The 17,109-nt window shown below is 63.0% G+C and carries 15 protein-coding genes and 1 tRNA gene; 7 read left to right on the top strand and 9 right to left on the bottom strand.

Annotated features, from left to right (window positions below; translation table 11 throughout):
* Positions 1-3: 3 nt before the first annotated feature.
* A complete protein-coding gene (locus tag FYC77_RS02945) occupies positions 4-1,023 on the bottom strand; it encodes a 50S ribosomal protein L3 (protein WP_149080017.1) in 1,020 nt (339 codons plus the stop codon).
* 4 nt (positions 1,024-1,027) lie between these two features.
* The gene (locus FYC77_RS02940) at positions 1,028-1,879 is read right to left on the bottom strand and encodes a putative RNA uridine N3 methyltransferase (protein WP_149080016.1); all 852 of its coding nucleotides are present in this window, start codon (positions 1,877-1,879) and stop codon (positions 1,028-1,030) included.
* Between the two features lie 353 nt (positions 1,880-2,232).
* Here FYC77_RS02940 and FYC77_RS02935 point away from each other — a divergent pair.
* Positions 2,233-2,303, top strand: a tRNA-Gly gene (locus FYC77_RS02935).
* Between the two features lie 173 nt (positions 2,304-2,476).
* Here FYC77_RS02935 and FYC77_RS02930 read toward each other — a convergent pair.
* Complete coding sequence (locus tag FYC77_RS02930) at positions 2,477-3,154, bottom strand: helix-turn-helix domain-containing protein (protein ID WP_149080015.1); 678 nt, start codon at positions 3,152-3,154, stop codon at positions 2,477-2,479.
* 137 nt (positions 3,155-3,291) lie between these two features.
* Here FYC77_RS02930 and FYC77_RS20090 point away from each other — a divergent pair, with 137 nt between their 5' ends.
* Together FYC77_RS20090 and FYC77_RS02925 are read left to right on the top strand one after the other, a co-directional pair.
* Positions 3,292-3,459 carry a hypothetical protein gene (locus tag FYC77_RS20090; protein ID WP_162354466.1) on the top strand — a complete coding sequence of 56 codons (168 nt, stop codon included), beginning with the start codon at positions 3,292-3,294 and terminating at the stop codon, positions 3,457-3,459.
* Positions 3,456-3,653: a hypothetical protein gene (locus tag FYC77_RS02925; protein ID WP_149080014.1), complete on the top strand. Its 198-nt coding sequence runs from the start codon at positions 3,456-3,458 to the stop codon at positions 3,651-3,653. Before FYC77_RS20090 ends, FYC77_RS02925 begins: the two co-directional genes overlap by 4 nt.
* A gap of 150 nt (positions 3,654-3,803) precedes the next feature.
* Here the strand turns inward: FYC77_RS02925 and FYC77_RS02920 are convergent, their stop codons facing one another.
* Positions 3,804-3,989: a DUF5786 family protein gene (locus FYC77_RS02920; protein WP_149080013.1), complete on the bottom strand. Its 186-nt coding sequence runs from the start codon at positions 3,987-3,989 to the stop codon at positions 3,804-3,806.
* Positions 3,990-4,170: 181 nt separating this feature from the next.
* Positions 4,171-6,231 (bottom strand): cation:proton antiporter, encoded by a 2,061-nt coding sequence (locus tag FYC77_RS02915; protein WP_149080012.1) that lies wholly within the window; start codon positions 6,229-6,231, stop codon positions 4,171-4,173.
* Positions 6,232-6,837: 606 nt separating this feature from the next.
* Here FYC77_RS02915 and glmS point away from each other — a divergent pair.
* Positions 6,838-8,652 (top strand): glutamine--fructose-6-phosphate transaminase (isomerizing), encoded by a 1,815-nt coding sequence (gene glmS, locus FYC77_RS02910; RefSeq protein ID WP_149080011.1) that lies wholly within the window; start codon positions 6,838-6,840, stop codon positions 8,650-8,652.
* Between the two features lie 566 nt (positions 8,653-9,218).
* Here the strand turns inward: glmS and glmU are convergent.
* Positions 9,219-10,400, bottom strand: coding sequence for a bifunctional sugar-1-phosphate nucleotidylyltransferase/acetyltransferase (glmU, locus tag FYC77_RS02905; RefSeq protein WP_149080010.1), 1,182 nt, complete (start codon positions 10,398-10,400; stop codon positions 9,219-9,221).
* Between the two features lie 453 nt (positions 10,401-10,853).
* Here glmU and FYC77_RS02900 point away from each other — a divergent pair, with 453 nt between their 5' ends.
* Complete coding sequence (locus FYC77_RS02900; protein ID WP_149080009.1) at positions 10,854-11,063, top strand: DUF7563 family protein; 210 nt, start codon at positions 10,854-10,856, stop codon at positions 11,061-11,063.
* Positions 11,064-11,123: 60 nt separating this feature from the next.
* On the opposite strand, the gene glmM is transcribed toward FYC77_RS02900, so the two are convergent.
* Positions 11,124-12,449: a phosphoglucosamine mutase gene (glmM, locus tag FYC77_RS02895; protein ID WP_149080008.1), complete on the bottom strand. Its 1,326-nt coding sequence runs from the start codon at positions 12,447-12,449 to the stop codon at positions 11,124-11,126.
* A 219-nt stretch (positions 12,450-12,668) separates the two neighbouring features.
* On the opposite strand from glmM, the gene FYC77_RS02890 reads away from it, so the two are divergent.
* A complete protein-coding gene (locus tag FYC77_RS02890) occupies positions 12,669-12,920 on the top strand; it encodes a transcription initiation factor IIE subunit alpha family protein (protein ID WP_149080007.1) in 252 nt (83 codons plus the stop codon).
* A gap of 111 nt (positions 12,921-13,031) precedes the next feature.
* Here the strand turns inward: FYC77_RS02890 and FYC77_RS02885 are convergent, their stop codons facing one another.
* Positions 13,032-14,042, bottom strand: a complete 1,011-nt coding sequence (locus tag FYC77_RS02885) for a lipid II:glycine glycyltransferase FemX (protein ID WP_149080006.1) — start codon at positions 14,040-14,042, stop codon at positions 13,032-13,034.
* A complete protein-coding gene (locus tag FYC77_RS02880; protein ID WP_149080005.1) occupies positions 14,039-15,664 on the bottom strand; it encodes an alkaline phosphatase family protein in 1,626 nt (541 codons plus the stop codon). The genes FYC77_RS02885 and FYC77_RS02880 overlap by 4 nt, the downstream gene beginning before the upstream one ends.
* Before the next feature lie 325 nt (positions 15,665-15,989).
* On the opposite strand from FYC77_RS02880, the gene FYC77_RS02875 reads away from it, so the two are divergent.
* Positions 15,990-17,108, top strand: coding sequence for a DegT/DnrJ/EryC1/StrS family aminotransferase (locus FYC77_RS02875; protein ID WP_149080004.1), 1,119 nt, complete (start codon positions 15,990-15,992; stop codon positions 17,106-17,108).
* Position 17,109 lies beyond the last annotated feature (1 nt).

Below are 17,109 nucleotides of genomic sequence, written 5' to 3'. Positions count from 1 at the left end.
TGTTTAGCCCTGGTTGGATGCGGTAGAGACGAACCGGACCTCGGGATCGAGGCGCGGCTGGTCTCCGGGTCGGATCGCCGGGCGGAAGCGTACGAGACGCTTCTGTGGCCCGGGGAGCGAGCCCTTGATCAACGCGTGCGGGCCGTCGACTTCGCCGTAGTTGACGAAGCCGCCGTCGACCGTCGCGTCAGCACCGTCGCCGATATCGACGAGGCGCTTGTTCAGTTCAGTCCGCTGATGGTAGCCCGTCTGACCCTGCTGTGGAACCGTCGAGCGAACGCGGCTCGGGTTCCACGGGCCGAGGTTACCGATGCGGCGACGCCAGCCCTGCCGGGCGTGTTTGCCCTTGCGTTTCTGGACGCCCCAGCGCTTGACGGGGCCCTGGGTCCCTTTTCCTTTCGTGACGCCGCTTGCGTCGACGTACTCGCCGGCGCGGAACACGTCGTTCATAACGTGCTCGCCGCCCTCGGCGATCGTCTCGAGCCCAAAGTCGACGCGTTCCTCGGCGGAACCGCCGCCGACTCGAGTTTCCATCACGTCGGGTTTCTTCTTGGGCACCGATGGAACGTCGCCAGGAACCGTGTGGGTGATGACGCGAACGTCGTCGACGCGACCCTCCGCTAGGAGGCCCCGAAGCTCGTCTTCGGCGGCGTCGACGTCGTAGTCATCACCGGGCAGGTCGAGGACGCGGTCGAGTTCGGGAACGAACTCGTCGGTCCAGACCTCGGTTACCGGCTGCTTTCCGTACGGTGTATCTTCGTACGCTCGCAGAGCGACGGCGCGCATTGGCGGCGTCTCCACGATCGTCACGGGGACGGTGGTCTCCATCCCCTCGGTCGCCGAGTTCGCTTTGTCGTCGACCATGACGGCGTGGGTCATGCCGGCCTTGTAGCCCGCGAAACCCTGGAGCGTCGGCTGTCCTTCGTCGTCCGGCCACGAGTTGAAGCGTGGGACCTCGCTGGTCGCACGCTTTCGTGGGCCGAACCCGAGTGAGCCTTTGCGTGGTGCGTTTGGTTGTGGCATTCTATCACGCTCTCAGTGAGAGGGGCGCGAGGGTGGCGAACAGAGCCTCCTCCGTTCGCACGACCTTGCTCCCCTGGTTCGGAACCGTGTTCAGCCAGAGGTCGAACCCTAGATCGCTGGGTTCGACTCTGCCACCACCGTCGTCGGTGGATGACACCTCGATTCCGAGGATGTCCGGCAGCCCTCTCTCGGGCGCACCGAACGCGACGGTCGTTCCGTCGGATTCGACGCGTCCGGCCAGCGTCTCGAGTCGCCCGACGGTGAGTTCTTCACCGTAGCGGGACGACGCGATGCAAACGCCGGCGTCCTCACGGCCGAGTGCTGCCGAAAGGTCCGTCCGCTCGACTGAGAGCCCCGGGAGGGGCTCGTCGACGAGTTTCGCCCGGACCGGTCGTCGCGAAGAGATCCTGATGGTCACGCGCTCGCCCTCGGAAACCGCCATTTTCGGCGGTACGTTGAGGGAGATCGGGTGTTGCATGCCGCAATTGACCCGCACGCGTTGATCAGGTCCGACCTCGGTCACGATCCCTTGTCTTGTCGACCCCGAACCGTTCGATTCGGAGCCGGTCTGTGTCGTGGCGCGGAGCGGCGGTAGGACGCCCGCATACTCCAGTTCGTCCCGCATGCCCCAGACCTCGTTTCTGAGGTACGGCGGCGTTGCGGCGTACCGCAAGACGGTGTTTACGAACCCGCCGTCGAATCGCCCGGTTTCGCCGTCCCGATCGGGATAGACGAGCAGGCGATCGACCCGAAAGATCGTCGCCGCGCGGGCGACGTATCCGAGCTTGCGAGTTGCCTCGCGTTTGTCCTCGGCTTCCCGGGTCAGTGACGACGGAACGAGTACGCTGACGGTCATGCCGAAACGCTTCGGCGCCGCGTCACTAGACTGTAGCGCTTTGTTGCCGATAGGGTCTTAAAAGGGTAGCGGAATCCATCCCGGCTGTGACGGCCTCACAGGGTGGTATTGAGGCAGTTTGGGCGACATTCACACGCGATGCAATTCATCGGCGATTGTTACGGACCGGTATCGTTCGGTGCCGGCGATCGCTCGGACGGGACCGACCCGGTCTCGCTACTCGAGAGCCGGTGATCCGGACAGTCTTCAAAAATCGATCGACGGCGTCGCGTTCGTCGTGGTGGCGCGTACCGAACCCGACTCGATTCGCAACCCTTATACATCCCTCCGGGAGTAGAATAGAGTGCAACAGGGCGCTGGTAGTGTAGTGGTATCACGTGACCTTGCCATGGTCACAACCTGGGTTCAAATCCCAGCCAGCGCATTTTCACTGGACAACAACGACGAGCGAAGCGAGTCGTCTGTCCAGTGAAAATCGAACCTGGATTTGAATCAGGGAGGAGCTTTGCTCCGACCGTGGTTCAAATCCCAGCCAGCGCATTTTTCGACGAACAATACCGACGACCAGAGCGAGTCGTCCGTTCCTCGAGGCGGTGCCTACTCCTCGAAGAGTGCGGTCAGTACCGCCGCTTCGGCTTTCCTGAGGTGTTCTGCCGCGGTCGACGTTGCACAGCCGAGCTCGCGTGCGACGTCTTCGCTCGTCGCTTCGCGGGGAGTGTCGTAGTAGCCGAGTTCGATCGCGGATTCGACCGCTTCCCGCTGGCGCTCGGAGAGTCGGTCGACGACGGTGTCGGGTGCGACCCGCGTTCCGCCGACGGAGTCGATCTCGACCGTGATGTCGTCAGGAATGTCTGCCACGGTGGACTGGGCGTTCGTGACCGCGGTCTGGACGTCGCCGTCTGAACCCACGACGGTGAACGTGTAGGTACCATCGGGGTTCCACTCCGCCGGCGGGATCGTCATCAGACTCCCCCGTTTGAAGTTCTCCCAGAGTGCCCGAGCGCTCGCCGACCCCGTCCCCCGCACGAAACAGTAACACTTCTCCGCCGACAGCGAGAGCAGTTCGTACTCGCTGATCGCATCGTCGCGCTCGAGAACCGATTCGAAACGCGACGTGTCGCCGCGGACCCGCAACAGAAAGGTTGCGGGTGACTCCGTGACGTTCCAGTTGACGACCGCCACTCGAGCGAACTCCTCGTCCGCCCCCGTGACGGCGTCGTACGTGAGTGGCAGATCCGAATCGCCCGGATCGATCGTCACTTGGACGCGTTTCATACAGCGTTGATTTCGCGATCCGGTGAAAAGCGTTGGCGAACGCGTCACAGCGCGGAACGGATCTCAGCCGTCGAAATATAAAGGTGGGAGAAATATGCGGCAGGAGTGCTTCCTCCCGTCGGAGCGTCTCCACCCGTATGAAGCGGATCGTTGCCGGAACCGGTCGGACCGCGGAGGGAATTGCGAGAATCGTCACGCTAGTGGGTGCGACCGTGGCGTCTCTCGAGGGCCGACGGACCAACGCGCTATTCGGGATCGATATCAGCGACCACTATCACGGCGACCGAACGGTGAGGCCGGAATGAACGGAAGTTGGATGGTGACTCTCGGGACGATCGCCGTGTCACTGCTCTTGATTCCCGGCGGACTCACCTACTTCTTCTCGAACGGCGGTCTGGCCGCGGTTGACGGCTCGCGGATGATCGTCGTCGGGCTGATCGCGATGCTTCCCGGGATTTTGATGGGGTCGACGGCGCTGTGGGTCACAGCCCAGGGGTAAGTGTATCGGGACTCGAGCAGTGAGTGGACTGGTTCGACGACGACTCGATTGGCGACGTCACTCGAGAACGAAGAGACGAGTCGTGGATCGGTATCGGCTCCCGGAACAGGGACGTCGGCCGTGAAAATTGGAACCGGTCGCGGAGATCGGTTAGTCGTCGTTGTCGTCGTCTTTCATCCCGTCGAGCTGGGAGACGAGTTCGTTCGTCGAGAGATCGGACTCGAACGACAGCTGGCCGTCGTGGTCGTTCTCGTGGACGTTGACCGCCTCGACGTCCTCCTCGTCCTCGCTCGTCTGCTCTCGCTGTTCGGACTCGTCGTAGCTACCAAAACCCATAGGACTACTGGTCGGTAGGTGGGTAAAGGCGTGGCGGTTCGTTGCCGTACTGCGAACTGCTCACACGTGTCGACGCGATCCGACCGCCAGTGTTCGTCGGCCCTCAGGGGCAACCGGTTCCGACCGTGGTCGGTCACAGTCGATGGTTCGCTCGAGGCCCGTCGACCGGGTGGCGACCACGTTACTTCAGCCGGAGGTACTGTCTGTCGTAGTCGGGTTCGTCCTGTCGGGGGTGAATCGTGATGAACGACTCCGGGGGCAGTTCGGCGAGTCTGGCTGGCAGGTCCTCGAGTTCGGAGTGCCAGCCGACGTCGCCACGACGCGGCGAGATGGCGACGATAAGATCGTCCTCGTCCGTCTGAGACTCGAGTAACGGCAGAAGGCGGCCCCAGTCGTCGATCGAATCGAACTCGGCTGGAACGTCCTCCTCGACGAGCTCGAACAGCTGTTCGAACTGGTGGGACGATCCCTCGACGACGACGACGTTCAGTTCGGCGCCGAGTCCAGACGTGATACGCTTGACCAGGTGGACCGCCTCGTAGAACCCCTCGTGGTGGTCGGCACCGATCGGGACGACGACGAAGATGCGGCGAGTCGTGTTGACCGGGTGACCGAGTCGCGAGATGAGCACGGGGAGTTTGGTTCGCTCGAGGACCTGGTCGATGATGCTCCCGAAGATGCGGTGGCGGAAGCTCTGTTTCGCGTCCCAGCCCATGATGATCTGGTCGGCCTGGACCTCGATCGAGCCCTGGACGATGCCGGAGGCGACGTTGTGGTTGATCCGAGTTTCGGTCTCGATGGGAACCTCTGCAGCGCTTCCGGCCGCGGCCAGGTCGTCGAGATCAGCTTGCACGTCGGTGACGCGGCGCTCCGTCTCCGCCTCGCCATCCGGTTGGACGACCGTGATAACGTTGACCGGCTCGGTTCCGCGATCGCCCTTGATCACGAACGCGAGCTCGAGCAGCCGTTGCTGGAGTTCGGCGTTACGAGACAGGGGCAACAGAATGCTCGGATCGTCGGTGTCGGCCTCGCCGTCGCCGACCTCGCGCTCGAGGGCGAGGCGGGTCGCCGCGCGCTCGGTAATCCAGGGGCTGACGAGGGCGGTCACGAGCAACATCAGGACGACAGCGTTGAGGACGCTGTCACCGAACAGACCGGCATCGTAGCCGACGAGAGTGATCGCAAGCGCCGCAGCGGCCTGCCCGGTCGAGAGCCCGAAGATGACCGCGCGTTCGTTGGCGGTGTATCCCTGGATCCGTGAAACGATCCAGGCGGCACTGCCCTTGGTGAGGAGCATGATTCCGATGATGGTGGCGGCGATCAGGAGCGTCGTCGGTCCGTCGAAGATGACGACCGGGTTGACGAGCATCCCGACGTGCAACAGAAAAAACGGGATAAAGAAGGCGTTGCCGACGAACTCGATGCGGTTCATCAGGGTACCTCCCTCCGGAATCAGCTGGTTGACGGCGATGCCGGCGACGAACGCGCCGAGGATCGGATCGAGCTGGAGCACTTCGGCGAGACTGGCGGCGGCGAAGATGGCGACCATCACGAACAGGAACTCGAAGTAGCTCTCCTCGCTGAAATTCTGGAAGAACCACCGCGATCCACGCGGCAAGACGAGCCAGACGGTTCCGAAGAGGACGACCAACGCGAGCAGTACCTGGGCGATCAGCCAGACGGTGAGTTCACCCTCCGTCGCGCCGGTGACGATCGCGAGGACGACCAACGCGAGCGTGTCCGTAAAGAGAATACCGCCGAAGACAGCGGTGACGGCCCGGTTTTTGGTCACGCCGAGTCGGTTGACGATCGGGTAGGCGAGCAACGTATGTGAAGCGAAGACAGCCGACAGCAACAGGGCGGCCCAAGGGTCGAATTCGAACACGAAGTACATCACCGCGGTGCCGACGGTAAACGGGAAGAAGAAACTCGTCAGCCCGAACAGCGCCGCGTTCTCCGGAGCCTCTTTGAACCCACGGAGATCGAGTTCGAGCCCGACGGTAAACAACAGATAGATGAGCCCGACCTCACCGAGCAACACGATCGCGCCGGAGTGGTCGACGATCTCGAGCGCGTCGGGGCCGACGAGCGCACCGAACACCACGATGCCGACGATTCCCGGCTGTCCCAGCCGTTTGACGATCAGCGGACCGGCGAGAAAGATCGCCATGGCGATGGTAAACACCAGCACCGGCTCTTCGAGCGGCATCTCGAGGACGTTCGCGACTGGTGTAGTGTTCATTCCGTCTCGGACCGACGTTCTCTGTTGCCGTGGCGATCGTTCGGTTCAGGCTATTGTTGCCGCATTCGTCGAATTTCAGATCGAAAGGCCGTGATTATCGCGGAATGATGTTCGGGGAGTTAATAAAATGTCTGACTTCTCCCGAGTTCGAGGGTTGATTGTGTTATTTCCTGCTACTAGCGGACGAGCTACTGAGTGAATGTACGAAACATCGGCTCCGTTCGACGAACGGTCGGATTCGATGGTCGTTCGGTGCCTACTCGCGATTCATCGAGGGGTACTCGGCGTTCGTGACGTCGTACTGCGGACGCCGATTGCTGTTCGATGGACATACTCCGGTTTAGACGGACATTCGAGTGGCTTTGCTCTCAGTTAGACGAGAAAGTCGACCGAACGTTGGGTGCGTGACGCGGAGGCGACGTCGCGGCCGGTCCAGCGAGTCGTCGTGTAGTCGACTGTTCAGGGACGTATTACGGTGTCTCGCCCCTGTCTAGTAGCCCGTCTATAGTAATGGGTTCGGACTGCCTGTGCTCCGATCATGTACGATACGGGATTTTCGTTGTACGCGAGGCGAGTGTCGGCAGCGTTCGACGGGGTGAGTCGCTGATGTGTGGGATCATCGGTCACGTCGGAAACGGCGACGCACTCGAAACGCTGTTGACCGGGCTGGAGAATCTCGAGTACCGTGGCTACGACTCGGCGGGCGTCGCCGTCCAGAACGGCTCCGGAATCGCCGTCGAAAAGCGCTCCGGAAAGGTCCAGGAACTCAAAGACTCGATCGAAGAAGTCTCACTCACGGGCGAGGTCGGCATCGGCCACACGCGCTGGAGTACACACGGTCCGCCGACCGACGAGAACGCACATCCACACACGGACGAGACGGAAGACGTCGCCGTCGTGCACAACGGAATCGTCGAGAACTACGCCGAGCTTCGGGAGTGGCTTCGCGGGAAGGGACACGAGTTCACGAGCGACACCGATACGGAGGTTATCCCACATCTCATCCAGTACCACATCGATCGTGGACTCGACAGCGAAGCCGCGTTCCGTCGCGCGATCGACGAACTCGAGGGGAGCTACGCCATCACCGCCATGTTCTCGGGCGAGCACGTCCTCTACGCTGCTCGTCAGGGATCTCCCCTGGTCGTCGGCATCGAGGACGATCAGTTCTTCCTCGCGAGCGACGTTCCCGCGTTCCTCGAGTACACGGACACGGTCGTCTATCTCGAGGACGGCGACGTTGCGATCGTCGACGAGGACGGAATCGAGTGTACCGATCTGGCGGGAGAGCCGATCACGCGCGAGCCAGAAACCGTCGAATGGGACCCGGAACAGGCGGGAAAGGGCGAGTACGACCATTTCATGCTCAAAGAGATTCACGAGCAACCGGTGTCGCTCTCGCAGGCGATCGAAGGCCGGGTTGATCCCGCACGGGGACGGATCGCTCTCGAGGAGTTCGGTCCGGCGACGTTCGAGGGAGTCGAGTCCGTCCAGCTGATCGCCTGCGGGACGTCCTATCACGCCGCCCTCTACGGCTCGCTCGCGCTGAACCGGGCCGGCGTTCGTGCGAGGGCGTTGCTCGCAAACGAGTACAGCGTTGGGGCTCCACCCGTCGACGAGAACACGCTGGTGATCGCGGTTTCACAGAGCGGTGAGACGGCGGATACGCTCAACGCACTCCGCCAGGCCAGTGCCGAAGGTGCAGCAACGCTCACCGTGACCAACGTCGTCGGCTCGACCGCCGCGCGGGTAGCCGACGAGACGCTCTTTATCAGGGCCGGACCCGAGATCGGTGTCGCCGCGACCAAGACGTTCTCCTCTCAGGCAGTGATGCTCGTCTTGCTCGCCCAACGAATCGCCGACGACGTCCGTGGCGGGCCAGGCGCAGACCTCGAGTCCCTGTTGACGGAGCTTTCCCGAATGCCGGCGGCGATCGACGACCTGCTCTCGTCGACCAACGCCCGATCGATCGCCAGGCGCTACGAGGGCTGTCAGTCGTACTTCTTCATCGGTCGCGGGCTCGGATTCCCCGTCGCGCTCGAGGGAGCGCTGAAGTTCAAGGAGATCACGTACGACCACGCCGAAGGGTTCGCGTCGGGCGAGTTGAAACACGGGCCGCTCGCACTCGTGACGCCGGAGACGCCCGTCTTCGCGGTGTTCACCGGAACCGAAGACGAGAAGACGTTGAAAAACGCCGAGGAAGCCCAGACCCGAGGAGCGCCGGTGATCGCCGTCTGTCCCGACGGCCATCGAGCGGTCGACGTCGCGGACGCACACCTCGAGATCCCCGACACCGACAGTATGCTCGCAGGGTTGTTCGCGAACGTACAGCTCCAGCTCGTCTCCTATCACGCGGCGCGCCTGCTCGAGCGACCGATCGACAAGCCGAGAAATCTGGCGAAAAGCGTCACTGTCGAGTAACAGGTTCGTTGTGGCAACGAGAATCGAGTACGAGTCTTCGAGACCAGAGGGACCGAAGGCCACCCCCGTAGCCCGACGTCCGATCGGCCTCGTCTACGGCGACTCGAACTCGAACGCGTCGGAATCGAATCTGGAGGGAATGCGGTGATCGAGTAGTGGTGTGATACCGATCGACACCCTCCAGTTTCTCTAGGAGTTCGATATTATATAAACCCAGCACCTGATCACTACGGGAACCGTCTCCTCCGTCGGAGAAAACCGCGAGACTGTGCGGGGTCGTTCGGATTGCCCGAACGCGAACGCGGTCGTCGTCGCGTTCTCACTCACGGACTGTCTTCGTTACCGGGTATCGGTGACTCCGGTCCGAACGATCACCGGTAGAATAGTACGACGATCCGTAACTATAGTAGCCACTGCAGGTCTTGCACACCTGATCGCCAGACAGATCAGCGATCAGTGTGCGAATCGTTTCATACGGTTTACTGTACGTCATTTCCGGCGCAACCGCCGCCTGGGTCGCGGTTGCGCCGGTACATCGTTACAGCAATCCGTATCAGTTGTTACTATTATCGATCGCGTTCGACGGTCTCACCTGGAGCCGTCGTCGTCCCAGTATCGAGTTTGAGCCCCGGTGTCAGGCTGGTGTTGATACCGGTTTTGACCCTGTCACCAGCGACGACACCGAACTTCCGACGTCCGGTAGAGACCCGCTTTCCTTTCACCGTAAACCGAACGGGATCGCCGTCGTGACGGAGGTTAGCGACGGTCGTCCCTGCACCGAAGTTCACGTTCCGGCCGAGCACGCTGTCACCGACGTACGAGAGGTGCCCGACCGTCGCTCCAGAGGACAGAACGCTGTTTTTCACCTCGACGCTGTGACCCACTTTCGCGTCGGTCCCGATCACCGTCGCGCCGCGAACGTACGCGTTCGGGCCGATCGTCGCACCCGACCGGACGAGAACCGGCCCCTCGACGACGACACCCGATCGTACCGTCGCGCCTTCCTCGACGATTACGTCTCCCTCGAGGAACGCGGCGTCGCTCACCTCGCCGTCGACCCGCCGCTCGAGCGTCCCGGCTTTCCACTCGTTGGCTTCGAGCAGTTCCCACGGACGGCCGACGTCCATCCACCGGTCGGTGGTGATCGGCGTGACGGAGTACTCGCCGATGACCCTGGCGAGTACGTCGGTGATCTCGTGTTCCCCACGTTCGCTCGCGGGGACGTCGAGCCACCGTCGTGCTTCCGCCGGAAACGCATACGCGCCTGCGTTCGCGAGGTTCGTCGGCGGGTCGGCAGGCTTCTCGACGATGTCGGTGACCGTTCCGTCAGTCGTGCTGAGCACGCCATACTGGCGCGGATCGTCGACTTCGACGGCACAGACGGCTGGACACGCGTCGAACAGCTGCTCGATCGCGTCCGGGTCGTACAGGTTGTCGCCGTTGAGGACGGCGAACGGGCCGTCGAGGTGCTCACGGGCGGTGTTGACCGCGTGTGCGGTTCCCGCCTGTTCGGTCTGGTGTGCGTAGCTGACGGGGACGTTCCGGTACCTCGAGCCGAAGTGCTCTTCGACGGTCTCGCTCTCGTAGCCGACGACAAGGACGATTTCGTCTGCGCCGGCGTCGACAGCCGCGTCGACCGTGTGTGCGGCGAGCGGCCGATCCGCCACGGGCAGCATCGGTTTCGGGACCGCGGTCGAGAGCGGTCTGATCCGCGTACCTTCACCTGCCGCGAGGACGACAGCTTTCATGGACCTCGCTACACCGATTCGTCGGATAACTATCCCCTCGCTACTCCGCCCTCTCCTGAGAGTGGGACGGAGAGATCTTCGAGTCAACTCGTCTGCGTGGCCATTCGACGCGGGAACAGGGTCGTTGGCAAAACTGCGATACGTTCATCCGTCGTTTACCCCACCTCGTAGATCAGGATAGAATCGTCGTTTGGAAAACCGCCATTCCGACCGTCCGTCGAAACGGTCCGCCGAGTCGTATCGACGATGGGGCTTGGAACCGGGCCTGGATTTCGGCGGAAAACATCCCATTACCGACCGGAAATATTTGATTTCGTGGCTAAGAAGCCGTGAATGCCAGGATATTCGAACCGTCACGAGCACCCATCTGTCGGGTGTGAAAGCCGAAACTAACCGATTCGAAACGAGTTATGCGGTCTATAGTAAATACCGTTCTGTGGTTACGGGTTGGTGATGTCGACGGAACCAACCGATGCCAAGTGGACGCCGATGACGTCCGGACACCAGACCAGCGCTCCGCAGTGTGTCAACTGTGGCAATCAGGTAACGCGCCAGTTCGCCCGCGTCTTCGGCGACAATCGGGACGTCGTCCACGCCTGCCCTGACTGCTCGACGTACCGCGAGATGAAAACGTCCGATTTTATCCCGAAAGAGCTCCGGTGACCCTCGGTCCTATCGATCGGCTGAGAGGACGCGTCGATGGCGTAGTCGGCTCTGGCCGGCTTACTCGTGTCGGCCGATCGACTCCGAGACGAGTGTCGTCGCTTCGTCGAAAACGGCGTCGACGTTCGATTCGGTGCGTGACTCCGCGGTGACGCGCACCAGCGGTTCGGTTCCGCTGGCACGGATCAAAAACCAGCCGTCGTCGGTTTCGACGCGAACCCCATCGAGCGTGTCGACGTCGTCGTATCGGTCGTCGACGCGCCGCCGAAGGTCGTCCACGACGGCGTCTTTCCCCTCGACCGAGACGGACGTTCGCCGGATCGGATACCGATCGATTTCCTCGACCATCGCGGAAAGCGATCCTCGCTCGTCGGCCAGTTCGACGAGAGCAGCGGCGGCGAGCGGGCCATCCGGACAGAGCGTTTCGTCCGGCCAGATCCAGGCCCCGCTTGGCTCTCCCCCGAAGACGACGTCCGCTTCGGTCGCACGTTCGGCGACGAACACGTCACCGACGCGCGTTCGCGTTACCGACGCCCCGACCTCGGCAACGGCGTCGTCGACCGCGAGACTCGTGTCGACGGGCGCGGCGATGCGGTCTCCCTCACCCGCGACGGTTCGCGCGAAGATCGCCAGCAGCGCGTCCTTCGGAACGAACCGCCCCGTCTCGTCGACGGCGAGCATTCGGTCCGCGTCGCCGTCGTGTGCGATACCGAGATCAGCCTCCGTCTGCCCGACCAGCGTGGCGAGGGTCTCGAGGGTCTCTTCGGTTGGCTCACTCGGCCGACCCGGAAAGGAACCGTCTCGCTGTCCGTTTAGCGTTCGGACGCGACAGCCCAGCTCGGCGAGAACCGCGGGCGTAATTCCGCCGGCACCGGTTCCGAGATCGACGATTACGTCCGGCGTTCCTTCCAGGTCGACTGTGCCTGCGATGCGTTCGGCGTGGGCCTCCCTCGCTCGCTCACGGCGTCGGCAAACGCCGAGTTCGTCCCAGGGAACGGGTTCGTAATCGCCGTCGCGGATCCGTCGTTCGATCGCCCTCCGACGATCGGGACCGAACGCTTTTCCCGACCGTGTCCAGAGTTTGATCCCGTTGTCCGGTGCGGGGTTGTGCGACGCTGTAACGACGACGCCCGCGTCAGCGTCGAACAATTCGACCGCGCGTGCGATCGTCGGCGTCGACTCGACACCGACCGTGAGGACGTCCGCACCGCACTCACGAAGACCGGCCGTGAGTGCGTCGACGAGCATCCGGCCGCTCTCGCGGACGTCCCGCCCGACGACGACGGTTCCACTCCCCTCCGAGGCGACGGCGCGGCCGACCGAGAGCGCGAGTTCGGCCGTTACGGTCGTTCCGACCCGTCCACGAATGCCGCTAGTTCCAAACATACCCGTCACTGACGTACCCCATCGCCTTACTATTCGCCGTCTACTCCCGGCCGGGACACACCTGTCCGTCGACGGTCGAGTTCACGGAACAGTCGCACCCGTCGACCGGCTCTAGTCGTCTCGAGAGAAAGACACGATCGGTAGCACGTCCCTATATCGCTAAACTGTCGACACCGACTATGTGGGGTCGGATCGACCCATTCGAACGAACCCATCCACATGAGTGCAACCGATCACGACGTCGACGACGGATCTAGCACCGCGATCTCGGAGCTCTCACCGAGTGCGAAGCTCGTCTACAAGGTCCTCGAGTACGAGGGCGAGATGACCCAAGAGCAGATCGTCTCCGAGTCGCGACTCTGCTCGCGGACGGTCAGGTATGCCCTCGGCAAACTCGAGGAGAGCGGTCTGGTCGCGAGTCGCGTTCACCTCGAGGACGCCCGTCAGTCGAAGTACCGGATCGACGGCTGAGACGGATTGTTGTACCGATCTACCTGTAACCGTAAAATGGATCGTACCGCGACTGACGGACGACAGGCTGGATGATTCGTACCGGTCGTCGAATCTCGACCGACTCCGGAGTCACTGCAGCTTTCGATACTGATCGATCACCAGATCAAGTCCGAACGCCCCCGCGGTGATCTCGTAGGTGGTCTCGAGGCGAGGGTTGAACTTCGCTTTGTACCGGTTGATACTCGGGACGCCAGCCCCGACGAGGTCGTAGCGATCGAGTCCCTCCCGGAGACCGTCGCGCATAACCGTCCAGTCGAGCAGATCGTTGATCGGGAGGTCGACGTCGACGTCGGGTTTGACGCCGCCTTGCCAGCGGTATCGGGTCGTTTCGGATTCGACGACGAGGATTCCTCCGAGGAACTCGCCGTCGCTCCGGCAGACGTAGGGACGGATTGCGCCGTCCGGTAGCGTTTCGTATGCCGATCGGGCGAACTCCGGGCTCAGGTGAAACGCACGCCCCTGGTTCTCGTATCGGTTTGCCACCTGGTCGACGATACGCTCGACATCGACGCCGTTGCCCTCCTCGACGATGTAGGCGTCCTCGTCGGCGTTTCGGACGTTGCTCCGTGCGTCGCTGCTGAACCGGTCGAGTAACGCCGATTCGTCTCCCTCGAGGTCGACGACGTAGGTGTAGCCGGGCGTGACGTCGTACTCGTTCCAGACGAACGGACGCACGTCCTCGAACTCGGCGGCGACGAACTTGCTGTACTGGGGTGCGATTTCCTCGTCGATCCACTCGAGAGTCCCCTCGAGAAACCGTGAGATTCGCCGATCGGCCTTGCGCTGTTTGAGTTTGTCGACGTTCAGCGTTGCGGGGCCGAGATAACACGACCACGACCGGGGTGCTGGAGAGAACACGCCGGTGATCGGTCCCTTCGTGTACTCGAAGACCGGAAAGATCCCGACAGCCTCCTGTCCCTTGAATCCAGCCAGGAGGTGTGCTCTGGTCCCCGTGTCCTCGGCCTGGAGTCGAAGCGCTTCGGCCCGGAAAAACGGGTTCGTCCCGTCCGATCGTTCGACGTACCGGTTCCACTCGTCGGCGTCGGTCCGCGGATTGAGAACGGTGATATCGACGCTCATAGATATCCGAGATCCGAGAGTCGATCCTCGACCGCTCGATCGTCCGTCGCCATGACCGGGGTCGACTCGTAGGCCGGATACTCGGCTTCGGCGCTCCCCTCGACGATCGAGAGCGTTTCCCCGTCGAAGTCGGCATCGACCGGTATCCCGAACAGCGAGCAGATCGTCGGTGCAACGTCGAAGATCGTCGCGCCCTCGAGCGAGCCGTGCTCGTCGAATGCCGGCCCCGTCGCCGCGACGATGCCCGTCCGCTTGTGGTTCCAGGACTCCATCGGCTCGCCGAATTGCGCTGTGCCGAGATCGGCGGCGAGCGCGGTGTCGAACGCCGCTGGAACGGTTACAATGTCGGGTGCATCCGCTACGTGCGGGCCGTCGAAGAACGCCTCTCGTGGCCCGACCGTCTCGAACATCGGTCCACCGTCAGGCGTTCGGACGTCCGACAGCGCCTCGACGACCTCCGCCCGAACCTCCTCGTACTCCGACTCGGAGACGGTCCCCTCGGGCTCGCGGCCCTCGAGGTTGATCCGGAGACCGAGTTCGCTCTTCGAGCGCATGTAGACCGCGGAGTTCGGGAAATCGACCTGTTCGCTGGCCGCCCGGATCATCTCGTTCGGAACCCGCCGCCCGATCGGCTCTTTGAGCCCGACCCGATCGAGGGCGTTCGCGACTCGCTGGGTCGTAATTCCGGCGCGGGCGGCGACGTTCATCGCTCGTTCGAGGACAGTCTCCTCGTATTCACCCGCGTCCTCGCCCTCGAGGAGGTCGTTCTCCCAGGCACGAGACCAGTCGGGCATTCCCTCGCCGCCGTTTTGCGCCGTGAGATAGCCCCGATCGCGGAGGAACTCGTTGATGCGGAACTCGAGACCCGACACCGGGCCGATGCCGTGGTCGCTGACGACGAGGACGTTGTCAGGATCGGTCTCGGCGAGCGTCTCCTCGAGTTGGCGGTCGACCGCGCGGTAGACCGCCTCGATCGCCGCCTTGTCGCCCGGGCGCTCGTGAAAGACGCTGTCGGTCTGTTGAAACTGGAGGAATCCGAACTCGGGTTTCATCCGGCGACAGAGGTACCGAAACGCCTTTCCGCGCCGTTCGATCGTCAGTTCGTACCCCTCGATCGACCGATCGGCGGCGGGCGTACTCTGTGGATAGACGTGATAGTCGCCACAGGCGATTTTGACGTCCTCGAGGACGCCATCCGGGTGACAGTCGGGGTCTTCGGGGGCGGTCATTCCTGGAATCAATGCACCGTCGAACTCGCGGGCGGGGTGAGTGACCGGCACGTTGACGACGACGCTTCTGATCCCGTGTTCGCCCAGGAGTTCCCAGATCGGCCGTTCGCGCACGTGAGTCGCGTTGACGACGTTCCAGTGGTAGCCGTCGAACGAGAGAAAGTCGTAGACGCCGTGTTTCCCCGGGTTCTTTCCGGTGAACATCGAGGGCCAGGCGCTCGCCGTCCACGGGGGAATCTGGGACTCGAGTGGTCCGTCGATTCCCGTCTCGAACAGTCCCTCGAGGGTTGGAATCTCGCCCGACTCGAACAGCGGCTCGAGCACCGGTCGACAGCCGGCGTCGAGCCCGACGACGAGCAGGCGAAGGTCGGTTTCGTCGGTCGGTTCCGTCATGGTCGGGCTCTCCGTGCGTCCGGGCTTTGTTATGCGAGTGCTTTGGGCCTGTAAGCCGGCTCTTCACGGCGTGTCGATAGTCGGTGATCCCGAGGAAACACGACTCCCCGTTCTCACGGCGGCGGTCGATCGAGGTCGTCTACAGGTCTCCTGGCTGGTCGGACTGTGCGAACGAACGCCAGTGTAAGGATCGGTTTCAGGCGCTATCTCGAGCGTACTGCACCCATCACTAAGGCCACTCTCGACGAGTTACCGACGGTATGGGCCAGGTAGTCGAGGCATGTTCTCTGACAACACGGGTCGTCGGTCGGGAGGGGCGTCGTCGATGATCGACGGAACGCCGTCGCTGTTCGTCGCCTCGCTGTCGAACCAACGGCCGGCCGGTATCGAACTGTTCGTCGAGCAGTTCGTTCGCGAATTCGCCTACTACGGGTCGGGAAAGGCCGCACTCAGGGATGGTCTCGCCGGACTCGTCGAACCGGGAGAGAACGTCCTCGTTCCGGCGTATCTCCCCGACGGCGTCGCCGAACCGTTCGCCGAACTCGGTCTCGAGACCCGTTACTACCGGATCGAGCCGTCGCTGGCACCCGACCTCGCCGACCTCGAGCAGCGGTTGGACGACGAGACGGCCGCCGTGGTCTCGGTCAACTACTTCGGCTTTCCACAACCGGGGCTCGCCGAGCTCGAGGCACTCGTCGCCGAGTACGACTGCTATCACGTCGACGACAACGCACACGGCTCGTTCAGCGTCGACGACGGAACGTTGCTCGGAACGCGGGGCCACCTCGGGATTACGAGCCTCTGGAAGGTGTTGCCGATCCCCGACGGTGCGCTCCTCTATCTGACCGACGAAACGGTAGCGGACCGGTACGACCCCTCGTCGTCGGCCGGTGTGCGAAACGGCATCGGGACCGTCGACTGTCGGTTCGTCGCGTCGTCGATCGTCGACGACCTGTTCGGGGCTAACGGAGCGGTTCGCCGATCCATCGACGCGCTCGTCGCTGGACGGGGTGACACGCCGGCCGTTGGCGGACCGCGTGAACGCTACGAGCGGGGAAAGCGGCCGATGGCGAAGCTCTCCTGGGACGTTCTCGAGGATGTCGACCCCGACGGAGTCCGGGCCGAACGCCGGAGAAACTACCGGGCGTGGCAGGAGATCCTCCAGGCGCGAGACGACCTCCAGGTCGTCTTCGACTCCCTCCCTACAGGAATCTGCCCCCAGGTGGTTCCGGTTCGTGCCGACCATCCCGAGGGCTTTCTCGCGGAACTCGAGGCCTGTGCGGTCGATGGCGTCCACACCTGGCCGCGGCTGTCCTCGTCAGTTCTCGACGACCCGGATTACGACACCGCGAGGCGTCTCTCCAGGGAGATCGTTACGCTTCCCGTTCACCAGCAGATCGACCCCGCGGCGATCGTCGATGCCGGAAATCGACTGGTTCGGTGAT

This window comes from Natrialba swarupiae (genome assembly GCF_008245225.1).
Classification (GTDB): Archaea; Halobacteriota; Halobacteria; order Halobacteriales; family Natrialbaceae; genus Natrarchaeobius; species Natrarchaeobius swarupiae.
This window is presented reverse-complemented; position numbering and strand designations above follow the sequence as displayed.

Bases quoted from the DNA above. Each gene is read 5' to 3' on its own strand.
- glmM (WP_149080008.1), bottom strand. From the start codon at position 12,449: ATGTTTGGAACTAGCGGCATTCGTGGACGGGTCGGAACGACCGTAACG.
- glmS (WP_149080011.1), top strand. From the start codon at position 6,838: ATGTGTGGGATCATCGGTCACGTCGGAAACGGCGACGCACTCGAAACG.
- FYC77_RS02940 (WP_149080016.1), bottom strand. From the start codon at position 1,879: ATGACCGTCAGCGTACTCGTTCCGTCGTCACTGACCCGGGAAGCCGAG.
- FYC77_RS02880 (WP_149080005.1), bottom strand. From the start codon at position 15,664: ATGACGGAACCGACCGACGAAACCGACCTTCGCCTGCTCGTCGTCGGG.
- FYC77_RS02920 (WP_149080013.1), bottom strand. From the start codon at position 3,989: ATGGGTTTTGGTAGCTACGACGAGTCCGAACAGCGAGAGCAGACGAGC.
- FYC77_RS02915 (WP_149080012.1), bottom strand. From the start codon at position 6,231: ATGAACACTACACCAGTCGCGAACGTCCTCGAGATGCCGCTCGAAGAG.
- FYC77_RS02885 (WP_149080006.1), bottom strand. From the start codon at position 14,042: ATGAGCGTCGATATCACCGTTCTCAATCCGCGGACCGACGCCGACGAG.
- FYC77_RS02900 (WP_149080009.1), top strand. From the start codon at position 10,854: ATGTCGACGGAACCAACCGATGCCAAGTGGACGCCGATGACGTCCGGA.
- FYC77_RS02875 (WP_149080004.1), top strand. From the start codon at position 15,990: ATGATCGACGGAACGCCGTCGCTGTTCGTCGCCTCGCTGTCGAACCAA.
- FYC77_RS02930 (WP_149080015.1), bottom strand. From the start codon at position 3,154: ATGAAACGCGTCCAAGTGACGATCGATCCGGGCGATTCGGATCTGCCA.
- glmU (WP_149080010.1), bottom strand. From the start codon at position 10,400: ATGAAAGCTGTCGTCCTCGCGGCAGGTGAAGGTACGCGGATCAGACCG.
- FYC77_RS02925 (WP_149080014.1), top strand. From the start codon at position 3,456: ATGAACGGAAGTTGGATGGTGACTCTCGGGACGATCGCCGTGTCACTG.
- FYC77_RS02890 (WP_149080007.1), top strand. From the start codon at position 12,669: ATGAGTGCAACCGATCACGACGTCGACGACGGATCTAGCACCGCGATC.
- FYC77_RS02945 (WP_149080017.1), bottom strand. From the start codon at position 1,023: ATGCCACAACCAAACGCACCACGCAAAGGCTCACTCGGGTTCGGCCCA.
- FYC77_RS20090 (WP_162354466.1), top strand. From the start codon at position 3,292: ATGAAGCGGATCGTTGCCGGAACCGGTCGGACCGCGGAGGGAATTGCG.